Source organism: Streptomyces sp. NPDC051452, from assembly GCF_044454765.1.
Lineage (GTDB): Bacteria > Actinomycetota > Actinomycetes > Streptomycetales > Streptomycetaceae > Streptomyces.
On record NZ_JBITEB010000003.1, the window covers coordinates 265,250 to 281,491 of the forward strand.

22 protein-coding genes and 1 pseudogene are annotated in these 16,242 nt (G+C 63.2%); 18 read left to right on the forward strand and 5 right to left on the reverse strand.

Annotated features, from left to right (window positions below; translation table 11 throughout):
• Window positions 1-40 precede the first annotated feature (40 nt).
• Window positions 41-823: a hypothetical protein gene (locus tag ACIBA9_RS10585; protein ID WP_399361626.1), complete on the forward strand. Its 783-nt coding sequence runs from the start codon at window positions 41-43 to the stop codon at window positions 821-823.
• A 123-nt stretch (window positions 824-946) separates the two neighbouring features.
• On the opposite strand, the gene ACIBA9_RS10590 is transcribed toward ACIBA9_RS10585, so the two are convergent.
• Window positions 947-1,357 (reverse strand): hypothetical protein, encoded by a 411-nt coding sequence (locus tag ACIBA9_RS10590; protein WP_399361628.1) that lies wholly within the window; start codon window positions 1,355-1,357, stop codon window positions 947-949.
• 224 nt (window positions 1,358-1,581) lie between these two features.
• Here ACIBA9_RS10590 and ACIBA9_RS10595 point away from each other — a divergent pair, with 224 nt between their 5' ends.
• The 4 genes from ACIBA9_RS10595 to ACIBA9_RS10610 all read left to right on the forward strand — a co-directional run bounded on the left by ACIBA9_RS10595 (window position 1,582) and on the right by ACIBA9_RS10610 (window position 3,644).
• Window positions 1,582-1,788 (forward strand): hypothetical protein, encoded by a 207-nt coding sequence (locus ACIBA9_RS10595; RefSeq protein ID WP_365579609.1) that lies wholly within the window; start codon window positions 1,582-1,584, stop codon window positions 1,786-1,788.
• Window positions 1,772-2,287: a DUF6879 family protein gene (locus tag ACIBA9_RS10600; RefSeq protein ID WP_399361631.1), complete on the forward strand. Its 516-nt coding sequence runs from the start codon at window positions 1,772-1,774 to the stop codon at window positions 2,285-2,287. Before ACIBA9_RS10595 ends, ACIBA9_RS10600 begins: the two co-directional genes overlap by 17 nt.
• Entirely contained in the window at window positions 2,284-3,117 is an 834-nt protein-coding gene (locus ACIBA9_RS10605; RefSeq protein WP_399361633.1) for a helix-turn-helix domain-containing protein, read from the forward strand. Before ACIBA9_RS10600 ends, ACIBA9_RS10605 begins: the two co-directional genes overlap by 4 nt.
• A 299-nt stretch (window positions 3,118-3,416) precedes the next feature.
• Complete coding sequence (locus ACIBA9_RS10610) at window positions 3,417-3,644, forward strand: hypothetical protein (RefSeq protein WP_399361635.1); 228 nt, start codon at window positions 3,417-3,419, stop codon at window positions 3,642-3,644.
• An 88-nt stretch (window positions 3,645-3,732) separates the two neighbouring features.
• Here the strand turns inward: ACIBA9_RS10610 and ACIBA9_RS10615 are convergent, their stop codons facing one another.
• Both ACIBA9_RS10615 and ACIBA9_RS10620 read right to left on the reverse strand, forming a co-directional pair.
• Complete coding sequence (locus tag ACIBA9_RS10615) at window positions 3,733-5,064, reverse strand: hypothetical protein (RefSeq protein WP_399361637.1); 1,332 nt, start codon at window positions 5,062-5,064, stop codon at window positions 3,733-3,735.
• Between the two features lie 409 nt (window positions 5,065-5,473).
• Window positions 5,474-6,241 carry a histone-like nucleoid-structuring protein Lsr2 gene (locus ACIBA9_RS10620; protein ID WP_399361639.1) on the reverse strand — a complete coding sequence of 256 codons (768 nt, stop codon included), beginning with the start codon at window positions 6,239-6,241 and terminating at the stop codon, window positions 5,474-5,476.
• Window positions 6,242-6,822: 581 nt separating this feature from the next.
• Here ACIBA9_RS10620 and ACIBA9_RS10625 point away from each other — a divergent pair.
• The 9 genes and pseudogenes from ACIBA9_RS10625 to ACIBA9_RS10665 all read left to right on the forward strand — a co-directional run bounded on the left by ACIBA9_RS10625 (window position 6,823) and on the right by ACIBA9_RS10665 (window position 12,413).
• Window positions 6,823-7,104, forward strand: a complete 282-nt coding sequence (locus ACIBA9_RS10625; protein ID WP_399361641.1) for a hypothetical protein — start codon at window positions 6,823-6,825, stop codon at window positions 7,102-7,104.
• A complete protein-coding gene (locus ACIBA9_RS10630; RefSeq protein ID WP_399361643.1) occupies window positions 7,094-7,666 on the forward strand; it encodes a hypothetical protein in 573 nt (190 codons plus the stop codon). The genes ACIBA9_RS10625 and ACIBA9_RS10630 overlap by 11 nt, the downstream gene beginning before the upstream one ends.
• Window positions 7,667-8,547: 881 nt before the next feature.
• Window positions 8,548-8,736 (forward strand): helix-turn-helix domain-containing protein, encoded by a 189-nt coding sequence (locus ACIBA9_RS10635; RefSeq protein WP_399361645.1) that lies wholly within the window; start codon window positions 8,548-8,550, stop codon window positions 8,734-8,736.
• Complete coding sequence (locus ACIBA9_RS10640; protein ID WP_399361647.1) at window positions 8,736-9,026, forward strand: hypothetical protein; 291 nt, start codon at window positions 8,736-8,738, stop codon at window positions 9,024-9,026. Before ACIBA9_RS10635 ends, ACIBA9_RS10640 begins: the two co-directional genes overlap by 1 nt.
• A gap of 1 nt (window position 9,027) precedes the next feature.
• The gene (locus ACIBA9_RS10645) at window positions 9,028-9,990 is read left to right on the forward strand and encodes a hypothetical protein (RefSeq protein WP_399361649.1); all 963 of its coding nucleotides are present in this window, start codon (window positions 9,028-9,030) and stop codon (window positions 9,988-9,990) included.
• A 390-nt stretch (window positions 9,991-10,380) separates the two neighbouring features.
• Window positions 10,381-10,533: pseudogene (locus ACIBA9_RS10650) on the forward strand (NUMOD4 domain-containing protein); the annotation flags it as partial.
• 27 nt (window positions 10,534-10,560) lie between these two features.
• The gene (locus tag ACIBA9_RS10655) at window positions 10,561-10,905 is read left to right on the forward strand and encodes an HNH endonuclease (RefSeq protein ID WP_399362102.1); all 345 of its coding nucleotides are present in this window, start codon (window positions 10,561-10,563) and stop codon (window positions 10,903-10,905) included.
• A 41-nt stretch (window positions 10,906-10,946) separates the two neighbouring features.
• Window positions 10,947-11,105, forward strand: coding sequence for a helix-turn-helix domain-containing protein (locus tag ACIBA9_RS10660; protein ID WP_399361651.1), 159 nt, complete (start codon window positions 10,947-10,949; stop codon window positions 11,103-11,105).
• Between the two features lie 99 nt (window positions 11,106-11,204).
• On the forward strand, window positions 11,205-12,413 hold the full coding sequence (locus tag ACIBA9_RS10665) for a tyrosine-type recombinase/integrase (RefSeq protein WP_399361653.1): 1,209 nt from the start codon (window positions 11,205-11,207) through the stop codon (window positions 12,411-12,413).
• 239 nt (window positions 12,414-12,652) lie between these two features.
• Here the strand turns inward: ACIBA9_RS10665 and ACIBA9_RS10670 are convergent, their stop codons facing one another.
• Both ACIBA9_RS10670 and ACIBA9_RS10675 read right to left on the reverse strand, forming a co-directional pair.
• The gene (locus ACIBA9_RS10670) at window positions 12,653-12,916 is read right to left on the reverse strand and encodes a type II toxin-antitoxin system RelE/ParE family toxin (protein ID WP_099130288.1); all 264 of its coding nucleotides are present in this window, start codon (window positions 12,914-12,916) and stop codon (window positions 12,653-12,655) included.
• The gene (locus ACIBA9_RS10675; RefSeq protein WP_399361655.1) at window positions 12,909-13,178 is read right to left on the reverse strand and encodes a type II toxin-antitoxin system Phd/YefM family antitoxin; all 270 of its coding nucleotides are present in this window, start codon (window positions 13,176-13,178) and stop codon (window positions 12,909-12,911) included. The genes ACIBA9_RS10670 and ACIBA9_RS10675 overlap by 8 nt, the downstream gene beginning before the upstream one ends.
• Window positions 13,179-13,477: 299 nt before the next feature.
• Here ACIBA9_RS10675 and ACIBA9_RS10680 point away from each other — a divergent pair, with 299 nt between their 5' ends.
• From ACIBA9_RS10680 to ACIBA9_RS10695, 4 genes are all read left to right on the forward strand, one after another.
• Entirely contained in the window at window positions 13,478-14,230 is a 753-nt protein-coding gene (locus tag ACIBA9_RS10680) for a GntR family transcriptional regulator (protein ID WP_362154234.1), read from the forward strand.
• A gap of 464 nt (window positions 14,231-14,694) precedes the next feature.
• Entirely contained in the window at window positions 14,695-14,886 is a 192-nt protein-coding gene (locus tag ACIBA9_RS10685; protein WP_399361658.1) for an SPOR domain-containing protein, read from the forward strand.
• A gap of 30 nt (window positions 14,887-14,916) precedes the next feature.
• Complete coding sequence (locus ACIBA9_RS10690; RefSeq protein ID WP_399361660.1) at window positions 14,917-15,354, forward strand: (deoxy)nucleoside triphosphate pyrophosphohydrolase; 438 nt, start codon at window positions 14,917-14,919, stop codon at window positions 15,352-15,354.
• A gap of 212 nt (window positions 15,355-15,566) precedes the next feature.
• Window positions 15,567-15,995 (forward strand): ATP-binding protein, encoded by a 429-nt coding sequence (locus tag ACIBA9_RS10695; protein WP_399361662.1) that lies wholly within the window; start codon window positions 15,567-15,569, stop codon window positions 15,993-15,995.
• Window positions 15,996-16,242: the final 247 nt, after the last annotated feature.

Consider the following 16,242-nt stretch of genomic DNA (forward strand, 5'->3'; position numbering starts at 1 on the left):
ACTTCCCTCGATTGAGAGGACTCCCATGCCTACTTCAGCCATGCCTTGGTACATCAAGGCCGTTCTTCGGGTGGCTCTCCCCGCGGCCTGCCTCGCCGCGCTGTACCTCTCCATCCCCGGAGAGGTGGCTCTCGCCAAGACGGCGGGATGGTCGGCCAGGTACGCCCCTGCCATGCCGGTGTGCCTGAGCGTCTACGCGCTCTCAGCAGGCGCCATCGCTACGTACCGGAGGAAGGCCAAGCTTCCGGGGCAGGCAACGGCTCTCATCGGGGCCCTGATGGCTCTCCTGCTGGCCATGTCGGCTCAGTCGATCTCTCACCTGATCGAGCAGACGTATATGGAAGGCTCGGCGCTTCTCACTGTGGCTGTCTCCTGTATCCCGCCTCTCGTCATCGGCCACCTGATCCACATGGCTGAGACGCCCTCTCAGGCCGTCTCGGCTTCCGAGGAGATAGACGAGCTGAGAGAGGCCAACTCTCATCTGCTCATGGCCTTGATCGAGCACGAGGGGAGGGCTCTGCTCTCTCGCACCGTGGCTGTTCTCGATGTGACCAAGCGTCTGGAAGTGGAGGCCGGCACGGCTGTTGAGGAAGCCGCGGTGACTCTCGACAGCATCGAGCTGGACATGTCCCCGAGGAAGCGCGGGGGCACCAGGGTCACGGGCCAGGACATCGAGGAGGCCCGCGAGAGGCTGGCCAGGGACAGCGGTGAGAAGCCGACTGTGGCCCGTGTCTGCGAGTTCCTGGGGATCTCTCCTGCCACCTACTACCGCCACAAGCCCGCCGAACAGCACACGGCTGACGCCCTGTTCGCCACTGCCTGACAGGCTAAAGCTGGGGTAGGGGATGCGCCTCGATCTGAAAGACGGAAATAGATTGCCCCCGGCCTTCTGGTCGGGGGCATCTCTGCGTGATGGAGCTTGTCCGTCCTAACTCGCCGGTCATCACTACTCCCAGGGCTGCTTGGGGATGTACATCCCGAAGTTCCGCAGACCATCGACGCAGCCAGCCGACCACTCAACCAACTGCTGATCGCTGTAGTAGATGGTCTTCTCGTCCAGTTGACCGAGCACACCGTCGTGCGCCACGCCCGCTTCGCAGTCGTTGAGCGCGGTGTCCGCGTCCTCGTAGACGAACGACCACTTACCCGCGTCGGTCTGACCAGCCTTGAACGCGGCAGACGAGCGGTCGATGCCGCTACCGCTGTCGTCGCCGGTGGTGGCCTTGACGACTCCGACGAGGATGATCACGGCCCAAGCGCAGCCGATGACTGTCCATACCCGCTTCTTGCCGTATCGCTGGATGAGCGTTTGCATGTAGATGTAACCCCCACATGGTTCGTTGTGGTCGCTGATCATAAGTGGTTGATCCGTGAACGAGTAGAGGGGGGCCTGTGAAGGCAGCACCCCTTCCCTCGACGCGTCCCGGCTCGCCTGACGCCCCTCAGAGGCCCTGTGAGGCCTACGTACGGCCCCGTTTATGCGAACACGCGCATAGTCGCCAGAGTGCATAGACGGCCCCGCGTGGGCCTCGTACCGTCGTACGCGACGGCCCAACCGGGGCAACCACTCAGGGGGTTCGTATGGCACGCGAGGAGCTGACCCGTCTCACCGGTAACGGCAATGGGGAGTGCGGCGAGAACGACTGCCCGAACGTCTATCTCACCAAAAGGGGGACTCTCGTCGTCCAGGGCGATGTCTCAGAAGCGTTCACCCCACCTGAGGGTGAGGGCCTGGTGGAAATCCCTGAGAGTGTTCTTCGGGAGGCTATTCGTGCTCTTGGATGGTGAGGAGTGGCAAAAGACTCTCAGGGCCTTTCAGGCGGAAGCCTGGAGACTTGAGACACTGCCTCAGTATCTCGTCCCCCAAGAGGCCGACGAGATAGAAGCCTTTCGAGCCGGTAAACGGATCGACCCTGAGACTTATACGTCTCCGTACGCGGAAGACCTGAAGAGGCTCCGCGGAGAGGGGAAGCACAAGGGGCGCGTTCACATCGTGCGTCGACCTCTCTCTGAGTATCTGCAATTCGAGTTCTCCCGCTACTACGCACCACACGTACTCGCAGGAGAAGAAATCCGCATCCTCGACATCACAGACCGAGAGAACCCCTTGGAAGGCATCCAAGACTTCTGGATGTTCGACAAAACACGGGTCGTTCTCATGCACTACGAGGCAGACGGAACACAGATAGGCCGAGAGCTGTACGAGGGCGATCCAACGCCGTTCGTGGAATACCAGAGCATCGCACTTGCTGAGTCGGTGCCGTTCCTGGAGTACGTGAAGGATTGACGTTCGAGCCCGAGCAACTAGGCCGCTCCGGGCAAGAGCTGGCCTCGATGCTCCGAGATCTACGCAAGCGGGCCGGACTCTCAGGGGTCCGGCTTGCGGCGCGTTGCAACATGTCTCAGTCCAAGGTGAGCCGTATCGAGAACGGCAAGGTACGGCCGTCCCTGGTGGACGTTGAACAGATCCTGCGGGCCTTGGATGCTGAGCCGGCACTCGTGGCAGAAGTGACTGCGCTCACCCGGATTGCAAATACCGAATGGCAGGATTCACGGTCACTCCGCCGTAAGGGACTGCACACAAAGCAATTTGAGCTGGCCGGCCTCGAAGCCTCCTCGACAGAGTTTCGCTTCTTCCTGCTCTCCATGATTACCGGCCTGCTAGCCACCCCGGAATACATCAGAGCCAGTCTCGCCCATGTGCCCGGCGACCACAGCCGGGCCATAGCAAAGAAGCTGGAACGACAAGAAGTCCTCTACGACCGGTCGAAGAGATTCACCTTCATTCTCACCGAACAGGCGGCATGGTCCCCGTTCCTGCCTCCGGACGCCATGGCCATACAGATTGACCGGCTCGCATCACTTACCCATCTGCCGAATGTTCGCCTCGGGGTTATCCCGCTGGACATGCGAATGCCGGGTAATCCGTTGAACACCTTCACCATCTATGACGAACGGCTGGCCACGGCAGAACTGTCCACCGGTGCAATGGTGTTCAGGGACCCTAGAGACGTACGGGCCTACCTCGAAGAGTTCGCGGCCTACGAGGAACTAGCCCTCTTCGGAGAGGAAGCCCGAGGGAAGTTCTCCGAATGGTCGAACGCCTGCCGTTCATGATCTTCAGTCCAATGCACGCATAAAGCGGTGAGGTTGGCGTGTTTCACGAGATCATGCATAGAGCAGGACAGGAAGCCGCGGGGAGGTCATTACGGAATGAGCGTGACCCAGACAACGCAGGGCGAACCGGTGCACCTGGCGGTCCCGGTCCGGGACCCTGATCCCGTGGCAGGGTGCCGAGAATGTCTCAGCATCGCGTTGGCTCGAACCAATGCCCGATCGGTCGGGGACTACTCGAAGGCGTCTGATGCGAACGTGAGCCTGCGGACGCACCTCAAGGAAGAACACGCGGCCGAGTGATGGCCCGTTCCGTCCTGCGCTACGTCGAGCACCGGATCACCCAGCACCCGGACACTGACGTGACCTTCGAGGCTGAGTGTCTGGCATACGAGTGTCGCTGGCAGGCCACTCCGTCAACGGACGGGGCCGCCGTGGATGTCGAGTGCATGAGCCATACCGGCCGGACGGGACACGGTGGCTTCCGGCGTCTCTGCACGTCCTTCGCCCTGGTGGTGCGGAACGAGTAGGGGGCCGCACGGGCATTGAAAACGAGGAAAGCCCCCGCCAGTCGGCATCAGCGATGCTGACGCGTAGCGGGGGCCTTACATCCGAGCGTTAGACCAGGGCAGCGAACGGATTGTCAGTCTCAACGGCCACAGGCGCGGCCTGGCGGCGAACGACGTTCGTCGTCTCGTGGGCAGGGATACGAACCGTGACCTGCTTCGGCGTGGGCCTGGTGGCAGCCGCTACCGCCTTGGGACGCTCGGCCGTAGGTTCGGCCGGCTCCTGCTTTTCCCTAAATGAGTAGAACGTGACCGGGCGGCCCTGCTTCCCGTTGCGGGCCTGGCTCATCACGATGCCCGGGATAGCTTCCACAGCAGCCTTGGACACTCGCAGGAACGGCAGCAGATCACTGGAGGACGCCTTACCTCCGAGGCTGGCAATGCGCTCCCGAACCTTCTCCTCAAGCGTCCTCACGGGGGCCTTGGCGGCAGTCGCCTGCCCGCGGGTGAGCACCAGGACGTCACGGACGGAACGACGCACCAAAGAAAACGCAGCCAAGAGGATGTCTTCGGTGATCACCTCGGTCATGTCGGCTGCCGCGAGGCAGGCCGCAACTCTGAGGGTTTGCTCTGCCGTGCGCTGGATCATCGCAGCCTCAACCTCAGGCAGGGACTCACTGAGAATGGACGCGTAACGACGGATCACGTAATAGAGGTCCTCGGCCCACGCGTCCATGACCATCACGCGAGGCTTGACCGTGGCCCAGGCGTACGCCTCAGAGAACGGGTCGACGTGAGGCAGGGCCGACCGCTTCCGGATCAGGTGTGCACTGCCCAGGATCACAGGCAGGATGCGGTTGTACGAGCCGCCCGCGGCCTCATCAGCACTGACGTACTTGTTCCAGTCAGACGGGGTGCAGTGCGTGTGCATGACCATTCGCGGGTCACGCACTTCCTGAGGCCCTTCCTTGGTCGTGTTCCGCAGCACGGAACCGTCCCAGGCCAACCGAAGCTTGCCCGTGAAAGACGGGTCACGCTTCACGCGCCGAAGCGTCTCCTGCCATTCCTCCTCTTCCACAAAGAGGCGCACGTCAGTGCCGTGCTCAGTCTCGGAAGAGTTCTCCTGAGCCTCATAGAGAGCGTTCACCAGGGAGGCCCCCGAGGTGAGGCCAGAGGCAGTGTGAGTGTCCAGGAACCGACCGATGCCGGGCCCAGCTATGTGCTTGGCTGCCCGGAGGGCGGTGCCCTTACCGCGGCCCGTCTTGGCCACCAGGGCGGACCACACCAGGGGTGCACGGCCCTCCACCGTGACCGTGCCACTGATGGCAGCAGACCACAGGCTGAGCGTCGCCATGTAGATGCCGACCGGATCAGTCTCCACCTTGGGTGCCACCGTCCTCACGGCCTCCCCAACCGGCCCGTACAGCTCGACCTGCGTGCTCACGCTGCGTCCTCCATATCCATTCGCTGAACTTGGACCCATCGGCCGGCCTGCTTGGCCTCGGCCCTGTGATGGTTCGAGTTGGGCAGTGCCAGGGGCAGAATCTCTGAGCCATCGGCCGGAATGATGACTGCCTTCACCCGGGCCGATCGGCTGCCCGTCGCCACCTCACCAGTGACCTGATGGAGCGTGGCCCTGTCGGTCGACACGATTCCCTGGTAGTCACGGCCGTTCGTGCCGGTCCACTTCACCCAGGAGCCTGCGGAGAACGCCTTACGGCTCGGCTTGGTGGGGAGGCTGCCCCGGGCCGACCGCCATACCGTCGTGTCCTTGGGCGTTGGGTGCTTGTGCTTGCGAGTGGCCTGCTTGGGAGCGGGGGCCGCCACTACCGCGGCCCCGTTCTCAGACTCCCTCAGGCCGCAGCTTTTCCCGCCATGTCCGCCTTGTAAGCCTCACGGATGCGGGCACTGATCCGGCCCTTCGAGGCACAGGGCACACCGTTGGCCTTGGCCCAGGCCCGGATCGCTTCCGGGCTACCGACCTCGGGCTCAGTGCTACGAACGGCGTAGACCTTGGCCGGTGCCGGAACCTCGTGCGGGAACGTGAGGACACCAGACTGAACGGCAGCCTTGAATGCGCCCGGCTGCTCAATCGTGCTCAGGCACGGGAGCGTCTTCTCACTGGCGTCCAGGAGCTTGCCCACGGCGTTGGCCCCGTTGGTGCCGACGATGATGCCCACGGTGTCACCCTGCGCCTTGTGCACGGTCTTGTAGCCCAGGTTGGTCAGGGCCGCACGGTAGTCGCTCACGTCGTAGTCATCAGGCAGGCCAGCCACAACCACACTGCCCTTGCGCTCCACCTCAGCCACAGGCTCAGCCTCGGCAGGCTGCTCAGCAACGGCCTCGGGCTCAACCTCGGTCACCTCCTGGTGCTCATCCACCTCAGGCACGGGCACAGGTGCAGCAGCCTGGGGCACAGTGCCATCACCCACGCCCAGGGTGTCTATGAGGTACCTGCCGAACGTGATGCTGTGCTCAAGGCAAAGGTCCCATGCACGGTCCTGTGCGTCCTCAACAGAGGTGGCCAGAGTCAGAACCTCTGTGGCCTCCGCCTCCACACCCTTACGCACGCAGGCATCGCAGTACGTCTTCTCGACCTCAATCACAACCGTCTTGCGCATTTGCCCGCTTCCTTTGCCTTGAGAGTCGACCGATATCGGCCCGTCACCTGACGTCTGCCTACGTCTCTATTCTCTCATCCATTCAAAGAAAACCTATCCCGAGACGATCACGCTCAGATTTCGAAACGATAACAGAAAATAAACTCAATTCGAATTAAATGTATGATACAACTGAGGGTAATGCTTGAATTCATTTGAAAAGGACCCACCGGGGGTGCTGTCCTTTCATCGTGTACGGGTTTCAAATATTCGGGGTTTTATCGAATAACCCACGGAAAAGCACCCTCGCAGTGCCCTTGCAGGGCTCTGACCTGCACGTTTGCCGTGATAAAAGAGCCCTAGAGAGTGATCTGGGTCTCATTTTTGACGGTTCTCAGGGGCAAAATCCGTTTTGACACCGACAGTGCTTGATGTTTGTCGTGAGGGTCATCAAGCGAAGCAAATCTATCCACCGTGGCGTTCTGGCTACGGAGCTAGACGATGCTCTAGAAGGCATCGCGGCCAGGTAACGGAGTGGGCGTTGTCAGTCGGTGCATGTATCTTCAAATTAGGGCCGAGGATGGCCCAAAAGAGAGCCCCAAATGGGGAGGAGTAAGACCATGACCAAGGCCGAGAGAGTCGCACTGCTGAGCGGCCTGGGGGAGGCCGTATGGCACGGCGGCATGAAGCCCGAGTGCGCCATCTGGCTTCTGCACAAGGTCTGCGGGACCACCTACGAGGAAGGCCGGGACCTCATCGCGGGGCGCATGGCAGAGCTGGCCGTGGAGGGCCTTGAGGCGGGCCTGGGAGTCCTGGCTGAGCAGAACGAGATAGATGCCCGCCTGGAGCGGGTCTACGAAGAGGAGATGACCTATGGCAACTGAGATTGAGCCCGCACGGAGGGCTACCTACCTAGACCCGTTCGACGGACGGCCGGCCTGGGAGATATTCAACGAGGAAGAGGAGAAGCGGCGCCAGGAAGAGGCCAGCGAGGCCGCGGAGGCCCGGAAGAGACCCGAGCCGGCCAACGAGGACGGGTCCGGCCTCACGCAGGCCCAGGCCCCAGCTCCCCAGCAATCCGGAGCCGTTGGACGGAACGGCCTAGTCCTGATCAATGACCTTGACTGGGTCGACATGACAGACAGGAACTGGGACTACATGGGTCTTGTCTTCCGGTCGAGCCTGAACGCTACTGACAAGGTTGTCCTTGGTGTGGTGGCCCGGCACTGCGGGGTGAACAGCTACGGATGCACGGCTTCCAATGAGACCTTGGCCAACGAAGCCAACGTGGAGAAGGCCAACTTCCGGAAGCGTCTGAGTCGACTCACCAAGGAAGGCTGGGTCAGGGAGAACGGCTCGATGCCCGCTCCCAAGGGCAAGAAGGACGGAACCAAGATCCGTCACATTGGTGTCAAGAGGGCTTGGCTCCAGGGTGGGGGGTCCTGACCACCCCCCTTATGGGGGGTCAGGGCAACCCTCCAAACATACGTTTCTAAACATACAAAAATAAGTAAGTAGTAATAGGGGGGTCAGGATGACCCCCAATCTGACTGTGTTCGATCTTCAGGGATCTCACACGGCCCAGGCAGAGACCGAACGGAGAGAGGGAACAAGTCGAACTAGCCAGAGCCTTAGTGCTCTGGCAGGAGACACGAGACTTAGTCGAGTGGAGAGACCTCATGTCTCGACTAGAGATTGTCCCGCCTCGCCAGAGCCTCTATACGGCTCTGTGCGGGCCTAGCAGAGTCTCCCTGGTGTCCTTTGTTCAATGAGCGCCCACAAGTCGCTCCTAGAGCCGCTAAGAGTCGCTTTGATGGCGCAAGAGCACCAGGGGCTCCAGGAGGATGCTTCTGGCTCCACAGAAGGCCGTACAGGGCCTCTGCTTCCCTGTGGGCTCCTACTCGCCCTGGCCTCTGTGATCTCCGCCTCAATCCCCATTGGGGTGACCCCAGATCCACGCCATTGACACCTACATCAGTGTGTAGGGAGTTGAACTTCTCTTCTAGGTGTGGCTTGTGCGTCTCTGTGATCTGTGTCGCACTTCCTCTGCCTGATGTGGTAGTCCCGAGGAATCCTCACCGACGTACTAGTTAGAAGAAGAGTTTGAGCTTCTCTCTTGGGTGTCTGAGTCTGTGACACACCTCACGACTCTTACCTGTCCCGAACCTGGGCCCAGTGACACCGACATAAGTAGTAGAAGGAGAGTTTAGAACTCTTCTTTGTTGAGCTGTGAGTTAGTCAGAGTTTGCCCCCTCGGTGAGGGGGCTTTCTCTTTTTGTCTGTGACCCATCACACCTACACCACCTACATCCCTGGGAGGGGATCCGATGACTTATGACCCGGATCGGTTTCGAAAGGCGCGGCAAGCCCGGGGCTGGTCTCAGGTCCGCCTCGCCCAGGAGGCCGGGCTGAGTGCGAGCACCATCGAGAAGTACGAGCAGGGCCGCCGAACCCCGTCGGCAGAGAATTTCGAAAGCATGGTCAACGCTCTTGGTCTCAGTGAGGAGGTCAACTGATGGCAGCAATTACGAACTGGCAGGGCTTCGAACAGGACAAGGACGCTGAGCGGCTGATGAAGCTCCATGAGGAGTATTGGCAGGCGTCGGCCCGTGAGGTTGAGCGAGCCGCGGAGGCTCCTTCTCCTGTCCAAGAGAACGCACTGTACGCACAGAACATCGGCCTTGGTCGGCAGGGTGCTCCCGGCGCTAACCAGCTCTCCCGGGCCGATCTCCGGAACATGTCCCACCAGGAAATCATGCAGGCCCGTAAGGACGGGCTCCTTGACGGTTTTATGAAGGGTCTCTGATATGAAGCTGACTGATGAACGACTCGAATTCATTCGGGACAATTTCGAGCCCTCCAGTGATTTTGCGAAGCTGCTGAAGAAGTACGACGAGGCGCAGGCCGCCCGGGATGCCTTTGTGGCGGACAACAAGGACTGCCACGCTCTTCAGTGGACGGAGGAAGGCCCCGTCCAGATCACCCCTAAGGTGATCACAGAGGCCAAGGTGAAGAAACATGCGAAGGACAAGCTTGATATTGCGTCGGGTAAGCCTCTGGGTGATCACTCGAAGCTGGTGAGGGACGCTGAGGCCACGGTCGCCAGGTATCGGGCGACTCTCAAGCTGCATGACGAGCTAATCCGGGACGCTCGTAAGGCGATTGAGGATGCCTGGCCGGCTGAGCTTCCCCAGTGGGCGGAGACTGCCGTTCCTGCCGCGGACGCTGCCAAGGAGAAGTACCTCAAGGCTCAGGCTGCTCTGCGGGCCGCCGACGCGGAGCTGGGGAAGGCAGTGAAGGCTGCTCTCTTCTCGGTCACACGAGGCAGTGATACAGCCCAGAATGCCTTTGTCGGCTCGGCCAACCAGGGCCGTACGCACCTGCACCCTGCGCAGGCGTGGCAGACCAGCGGCGGCACGCTGACCGAGGAGTCGATTCAGGCGCTTCAGATCACAACCATGGTTGACCGGAAGCTGCCCCAGGTGCCTACGTTCGATGCCAAGGCAATGCAGCTCCACGGTTGGGCTCGCCTTGAATACCTGCGTTCCCAGATTCTTGAGCTGATTCCTGCCGCCCACGTGCGGGTCAGGAATGATCTCTGTCAGAGTTTCCTCAATGAGGACATTGAGCTTGGTCGAGTCACCGTCTCGCAGGAGATCAGGACGGCTGAGGGGCATCCGACGATCACTCAGCGACCCTATTCGGAGTGGTCCAAGTCGGCTAAGGATGCTCTGGAGAACTTCGACTTCGCTGACTGGATAAACCTTTGATGGGGAATGTGATTCCCGCAAACCAATAGACCGCCCGCTACCTCACGGGTATGGAAGAGGGGCCCTGGATTAAGCCACCAGGGCCCCTCGCTCATTTGGAGTGAAAACGATGCAGAATCCTTGCTGGTCTTACGAATGCACTTCCCCTGGGGTGATTACTGCCCCTCGTTCTGCCGCTCGGTACTGTCCGGAACACTGGCTTGAGCTATTCGGTCGCCCCTCGGACCCGCGGCCCGAAAGCAAGTCATGTGAGGACTGCGGTGAGGAGAAGCCGATCAGTTCCTTCCCTCGGAACATCGTGCAGCCTGACGGCCTCTCTGTCCGCTGCCATCCGTGCTCGTCGGCCTGGCATAAGCGCCGTGCCGTTCAGCGTGAAATGGGGGCCCTGTGATGGAGGAGTGGAAGCCGATTCCCGGCTTTGATGGGTGGTATGACGTCAGCTCTGTTGGGCGCGTCCGGTCCTGGAAAGTTCGTGGCCGGCCTGGGCGTGCCACAGAGCCGACGATGCTTCGGGACCAGCCACACAAGAACGGCCTGCGCTATGTGTCGCTACGGAGAGACGGGAAGTACGTGCGCCAGCTCGTGCATCGTCTCGTGATGCTTGCCTTTGTGGGGGAGCCGCCCGAGGGTGAGGAACTTGTCCTTCACCTGAACAAGGACAACGGCGACAACCGGCTGGTGAACCTCGAATACGTGTCTCCAGAGGTCATGTCTGCCTTTTATCTGCATGGATGTGTCCGCGGTGAGGATCACCCGAACGCCAAGCTGACTGAGAGCATCGTTCGTTTCTGTCGCCGCGTTTATGTGTCTGGTGATCCTGGGGTGGGTGCATCTGCTCTGGCCGAGGACTTCGGAGTGACGCCGACCGCGATGCACCTGGCATTGACGGGTAAAACGTGGCAACACGTCGAATAGATCGGAGAGAAAATATGTCGGCTGGAGGATCTAACCGTCTCATGAGTCCGAATGAGATGGCGGAGTACCTGGCAATATCTAAGAAGACGTTGTATGCGCAGTACCGGGCCTGGGGCATCCCCCATGTTCGTGTCGGCCGCCATCTGAGATTCCGTGTTCGGGACGTTGAGCACTGGTTGGAGCAACACGAGAACCAGTAGTGAAAGCCCATTGTGCGGCATGGTCTTTGTGGTGTAGGAGTTGGTTCAGTCGAAGGAACACCCTCCGGGCGTTCGTTAGGGCAGAGGAGAACAACGCGCGTGGCGAGCATCTTCCAGAAGTGCAAGACCGATAAACAGAGCAAAGATTTCCCGTGTGAGAAGACGCGATGCGGTCACTCCTGGACTGTCTCCTATCGAGAGCCCGGAGGTAGGCAGGGAAGGAAGCGGGAACGCTCGTTCAAGCTAAAGCGCGAGGCCGAGATATTCGCGGCCCAGACGGAAAGTGACAAGAACCAGGGCGTATACGTCGACCCGGACCGCGGGAAGCTTCCTGTCCGTGTCTGGGCTGAGGAATGGCTTTCTCGCCACATCGTTCACGAATCAACTCGTCGGAACTATCAGGGCTTCATTACGAACCATTTGGTGCCGAACCTTGGGCGGAAGACGATAGCCGGTCTCACTGCCGCAGATGTCAAGACGCTTCAGGCCGAGATGGTGAGGGGTGGCCTTGCTGCTGCCACGGTCAACGACCGCATGAACGTCCTGCGCTCCATGATGTCGGCGGCCGTGAAGGAGCGACGTATCCCGTTCAATCCGTGCGATGACGTGCCCCAGCTCAAGACAGGGACGCTCGCAGTAGACCAGGACGAGATCCCGACCCTGGCCGAGGTGAACGCTCTGGCAGATGCGATCTCGCCTCAGTACCGGCTCACTGTTTGGTTGATGGCCGGTGCCGGGCTCCGGATCAGTGAGACCTTGGGCTTCTCCATGGACTGTCAGCGTGACGGCTTCCTGCGGCTGCGTCGCCAGGTCAGCGCCAAGGCCAACCGCGGGGACTGCGTGACTCGGCTGGTGCCTCTGAAGCACCGCACCGTCGAGGAGTACCGGGACGTACCCACGGCCCCCTTCCTGGACGAGGAGATCAATGCTCACCTGGAGCGGTGGGGGACGGTCGAGGTAGACGGCCTGGAAGTGCTCTTCTCGCCCCGTGAGCGGGGCAAGGGCACGATGCCCACGGCTTCGACCTACGGCTATCACTTCAAGAAGGCGTGCAAGGCGGCCGGCCTGGTGGACGGGCGGGGACAGGCACGGTTCACCCCGCACTCACTGAGGCACTTCTTCGCCTCGACGGCTCTGGCGAACGGCGTAAGCCTCTTGGAGGTCTCCCGGTGGCTCGGGCACAAGTCGATCAACGTCACCGCGAACACGTACGGTCACATCGTCCCTGAGGCTTGGGACCGATGCCGGGACGTGATCCAGAGTGCACTTCGCCCTAGTTCGCCGGTTTCCTTGGCTGTGGCTGCCTGAGTGGCAGTTCTCTGGACGGTGGTGATTCGGTGGTGACTTGGCGGCCTGAGAGGGGGCGGAACCCTTGGGATCACTGGGCAGTATGGCCCTCGTTGAAAGTTCCGGTTCAACGTGTGACCGGATGAAATAACCCACGTCGCTGACGCGGCAACCATGCAGGTCAGAAGGGGTCGGACTCTGTCGAGTCCGACCCCTTCGCTGTCACCGTGCTGGATATTCTGACGCGGGGTCAGCGGCAATCATGTCTCGTAGACGGTGGACCGGTGTCCCACGTGCACGACCCAGATGACTAGCTCGCCGTTGTCGATCGTGTAGACGACGCGGTAGTCGCCGACGCGGAGGCGACGTCGTTCCGGCTGTGACACGAGTGCAGTGGTGTTGAAGCCGAGGGGGTCGGTCTCCAGCTCGGTCAGTTTGGCCAGGATGCGCAGGGCCATGTCGCGGGGGATCTTCCGAAGCTCGGCCTGCGCCTCTGGGCGGAAGACGGTTCGGTACTCACTCACCGCGTGCCAGCGTCTCCCTCATGATCTCCTCGATCGGGATGCCGGGTGCGGGGTTGGCCATGCGTTCGTCGATGATCCGGTTGATCTCGCGCTCTTCCCACTCCTGGTACTTGCGCAGTGTCTCGATGGAGACCACGGCGGCCACTTCCTTGCCCCGGCGCGTGATCACCGTGGGCACGTCATCGCGGTCCGCGCGCTCCACGACCTCCGCCAGATGGGCGCGCACATCGCGGATGGACTCTATGGGCAGCGGCTGGGTCATGCCCCCAAGGGTACCGAGTGTCCCATGTGTACACAACTCAGGTCTCGCTGGACGGCGATGGGTGGGGCAACGCGATGGACACGACCGCCCCTCCCTCGTTCACGCAGGCGCGAAGCTCAGGCCCGCGTTCAGGTGTGAGGCTCGTCCGGGGTGAGCACCTATACGGGAGAGAAAGTGCCTGCGTAAAGGGCTCCCGGCCCCCATGTCATCACATCGAGTGATTCTCTGGCCTTTGCTTGCATGGCACAACCCACGGTTGCCAGTCTGTTGCTGTCTGTACAACCTGATGGGAGCGGCCAGTGACTTTCGGTGAGCAACCGGCGTACCTGCGTGTCGCGGGTGATCTCCGCAAGAAGATCGTCGACGGTTCGCTGCCGCCCCACACCCGGCTCCCCTCCCAGGCCCGCATCCGCGAGGAGTACGGCGTCTCGGACACGGTCGCGCTGGAGGCCCGCAAGGTGCTGATGGCCGAGGGGCTGGTCGAGGGTCGCTCCGGCTCGGGCACCTACGTGCGCGAACGCCCCGTGCCCCGGCGGGTGTCCCGCTCGGGATACCGGCCGGCCGGAGGCGCGACGCCGTTCCGGCAGGAGCAGGCCGACGCGTCGGCGCGCGGCACCTGGGAGTCCAGCACCGAGCAGGCCGAGGCCGGGACCGCCCTCGCCGAGCGCCTCGCCATCCAGGCCGGTGACCGGGTCATGCGTACCCGGTACCTGTACCGGGAGGGCGGCGAGCCCATGATGATCTCCACCTCCTGGGAGCCGCTCGCCCTCACCGGCCGCACCCCCGTGATGTTGCCCGAGGAGGGTCCGCTCGGCGGCATGGGCGTGGTCGAGCGCATGAGGGCCATCGACGTCATCGTGGACAACGTCACCGAGGAGGTCGGCGCCCGCCCCGGCCTCGCCGAGGAACTGAGCGTGCTCGGTGGCGTCCCCGGTCATGTCGTCCTGGTCATCCAGCGCACCTACTACGCCTCCGGCCGGCCGGTGGAGACCGCCGACGTGGTGATCCCCGCGGACCGCTACCGGGTCGCGTACCACCTGGCCGTCAAGTGAGGTGACCTTCCGCCACACCCCAGGGTGCCCGGGCCCGGGTCCGGGCGGGGCGGCCGGGTTTCGCGCGCCCCCCGAGTGAGGTAGCGCACACCCTGGCGCGCCCACCCGGCGGCCGCCGTGGTCTTCGGGCCGCGAGCGGGGCCCGACCGGCCGCTGCGATCCGGCCGTCTTCGCAGGTGGTGTCCGTTTTCGCCGTCAGGTCTCCGACCCTGGACGGGGTCCCGCGCGACGGCGCGTTCGGTCCCGTGCGCCCCCGTCGTTCTGGCTGGTTGCGTACCTCTTTGTGAAAAGCCGTATTCGGTGCGTGAAGGTTGGGCGTACGCTCGGGCATATGCGGATTGCGGTTTCCTTAGGCGGGGCGCGGCGGAGGCCCGGGACGGGGTCGGGGTCCCCTCGCGCGAGCGCAGCCGGATGTGGGGGAGGGTGGGGCGGTGCGCGAAGGTGCGACGGGGTCGGTGGGCCCCATGAGTGAGGGCACGGTCTCCCTGCCCTGGATCGTCATACGGCAGGACGACAACGGCAATCGCTACCGCGTCGGCCGGTACGCGACCCGGGCCGAGGCCCAGAAGATGGCCGACAGTCTCGAAGGCCGGGGCCACAAGCAGCTCTACTGGGTCGAACGCATCGGCCACAGCGGGGACGTCGCCCGCAACTGAGCCGCCCCGCGCCCGACTAGGCTCCGCCTCATGACGCCCGAGACGACCGAGACACCCAACACGCCCGAGGCGGAGCGGATCCTGGTGGTCGGTGCCGCCCTACTCGACGGCGGTCGGCTGCTCGCCGCGCGGCGCAGCGCGCCCGCCGAACTGGCCGGGCGCTGGGAACTGCCCGGCGGCAAGGTCGAGGCGGGCGAGCGGCCCGAGGACGCCCTGGTGCGCGAACTGCGGGAGGAACTCGGCATCGACGCCGAGCCGGTCGCGCGCGTGGCGGGGGAGTGGCCGCTGCGGGCGCCGTACGTCCTGCGGGTGTGGACCGCCCGTCTGCTCCCCGGCTCCCCTGCCCCGGAACCCCTCCAGGACCACGACGAACTGCGCTGGCTGACCCCCGCCGAGCTCTGGGCCGTGCCGTGGCTGGAACAGGACGTGGCGGCGGTCCGGCAGATCGAGGCCTCGCCGCTCTTCTGACATCCGGCCGGGCGCTCGTGTGGGTGCTGCCCGCCCCGGCGCTGTGCCGGCGCCGCCGCTGTCCACCCCGGCGCCCGAGTCCCCATGGCCGGCGCTCGTGTCCGGCGTGCGGAGGGGCTCGTACGCCGTTCGTGCCACAGTGCGACCTTCGGCGCGGTACTGCCCGCTGGATATCGGGTATGTGCCCATTAACCCCACGAAACCGGACATGGGTGGGCTCGCTGGCCTGGGAAGTGATCGGCGTGATCGACACCGATGGCGACTGCGCCGAGTGGTCCTTTCCCGCGGAACCGGGCGCTGTACGCACCGCCCGGGCCGCGGTACGCGGCCAGTTGCACGGCTGGAACCTCGACTGCCTGGCCGACCTGACCGCGTTGCTGGTCAGCGAGCTGGTGACCAACTCGATGCGGCATGCCACCGGACCCATCGGCGTACGGCTGGTCCGCCCCGCCGGCAGCGATGACGCGCTGCTGGTGGAGGTCTCCGACCCGCTGCCGGACCCGCCGCGCGAACGCGTCGCCCGGCCCGAGGACGAGAGCGGCCGCGGACTGCAACTGGTCGCCGGTTCCTCGCGCCGCTGGGGCACCCGCCCCGGGGTGAGCGGAAAGACCGTTTGGTTCGAACTGGCCGTGCCCGGGTGAGGCGCGCGTCCACCGCGGCGGTCGCACGGGGGGTGTACGACCGCGCCCGTACCGTCCATCACGCGCGCCGGTGCGGCGACCGGACCCCGGGTGGGGGGTTCGCGGGCGTGTTCCCTGGTTAGAAGAGTGGAAGTGTTGTCACGGACCGGTCCGAAAAACACCTGGACCGAGCTGTGATCGTGAACACCGTGTCGTGCGGCACCGTAGTGCTGGATACTGCGGGCAGCCGCCTCCGGTGACCGGTGCC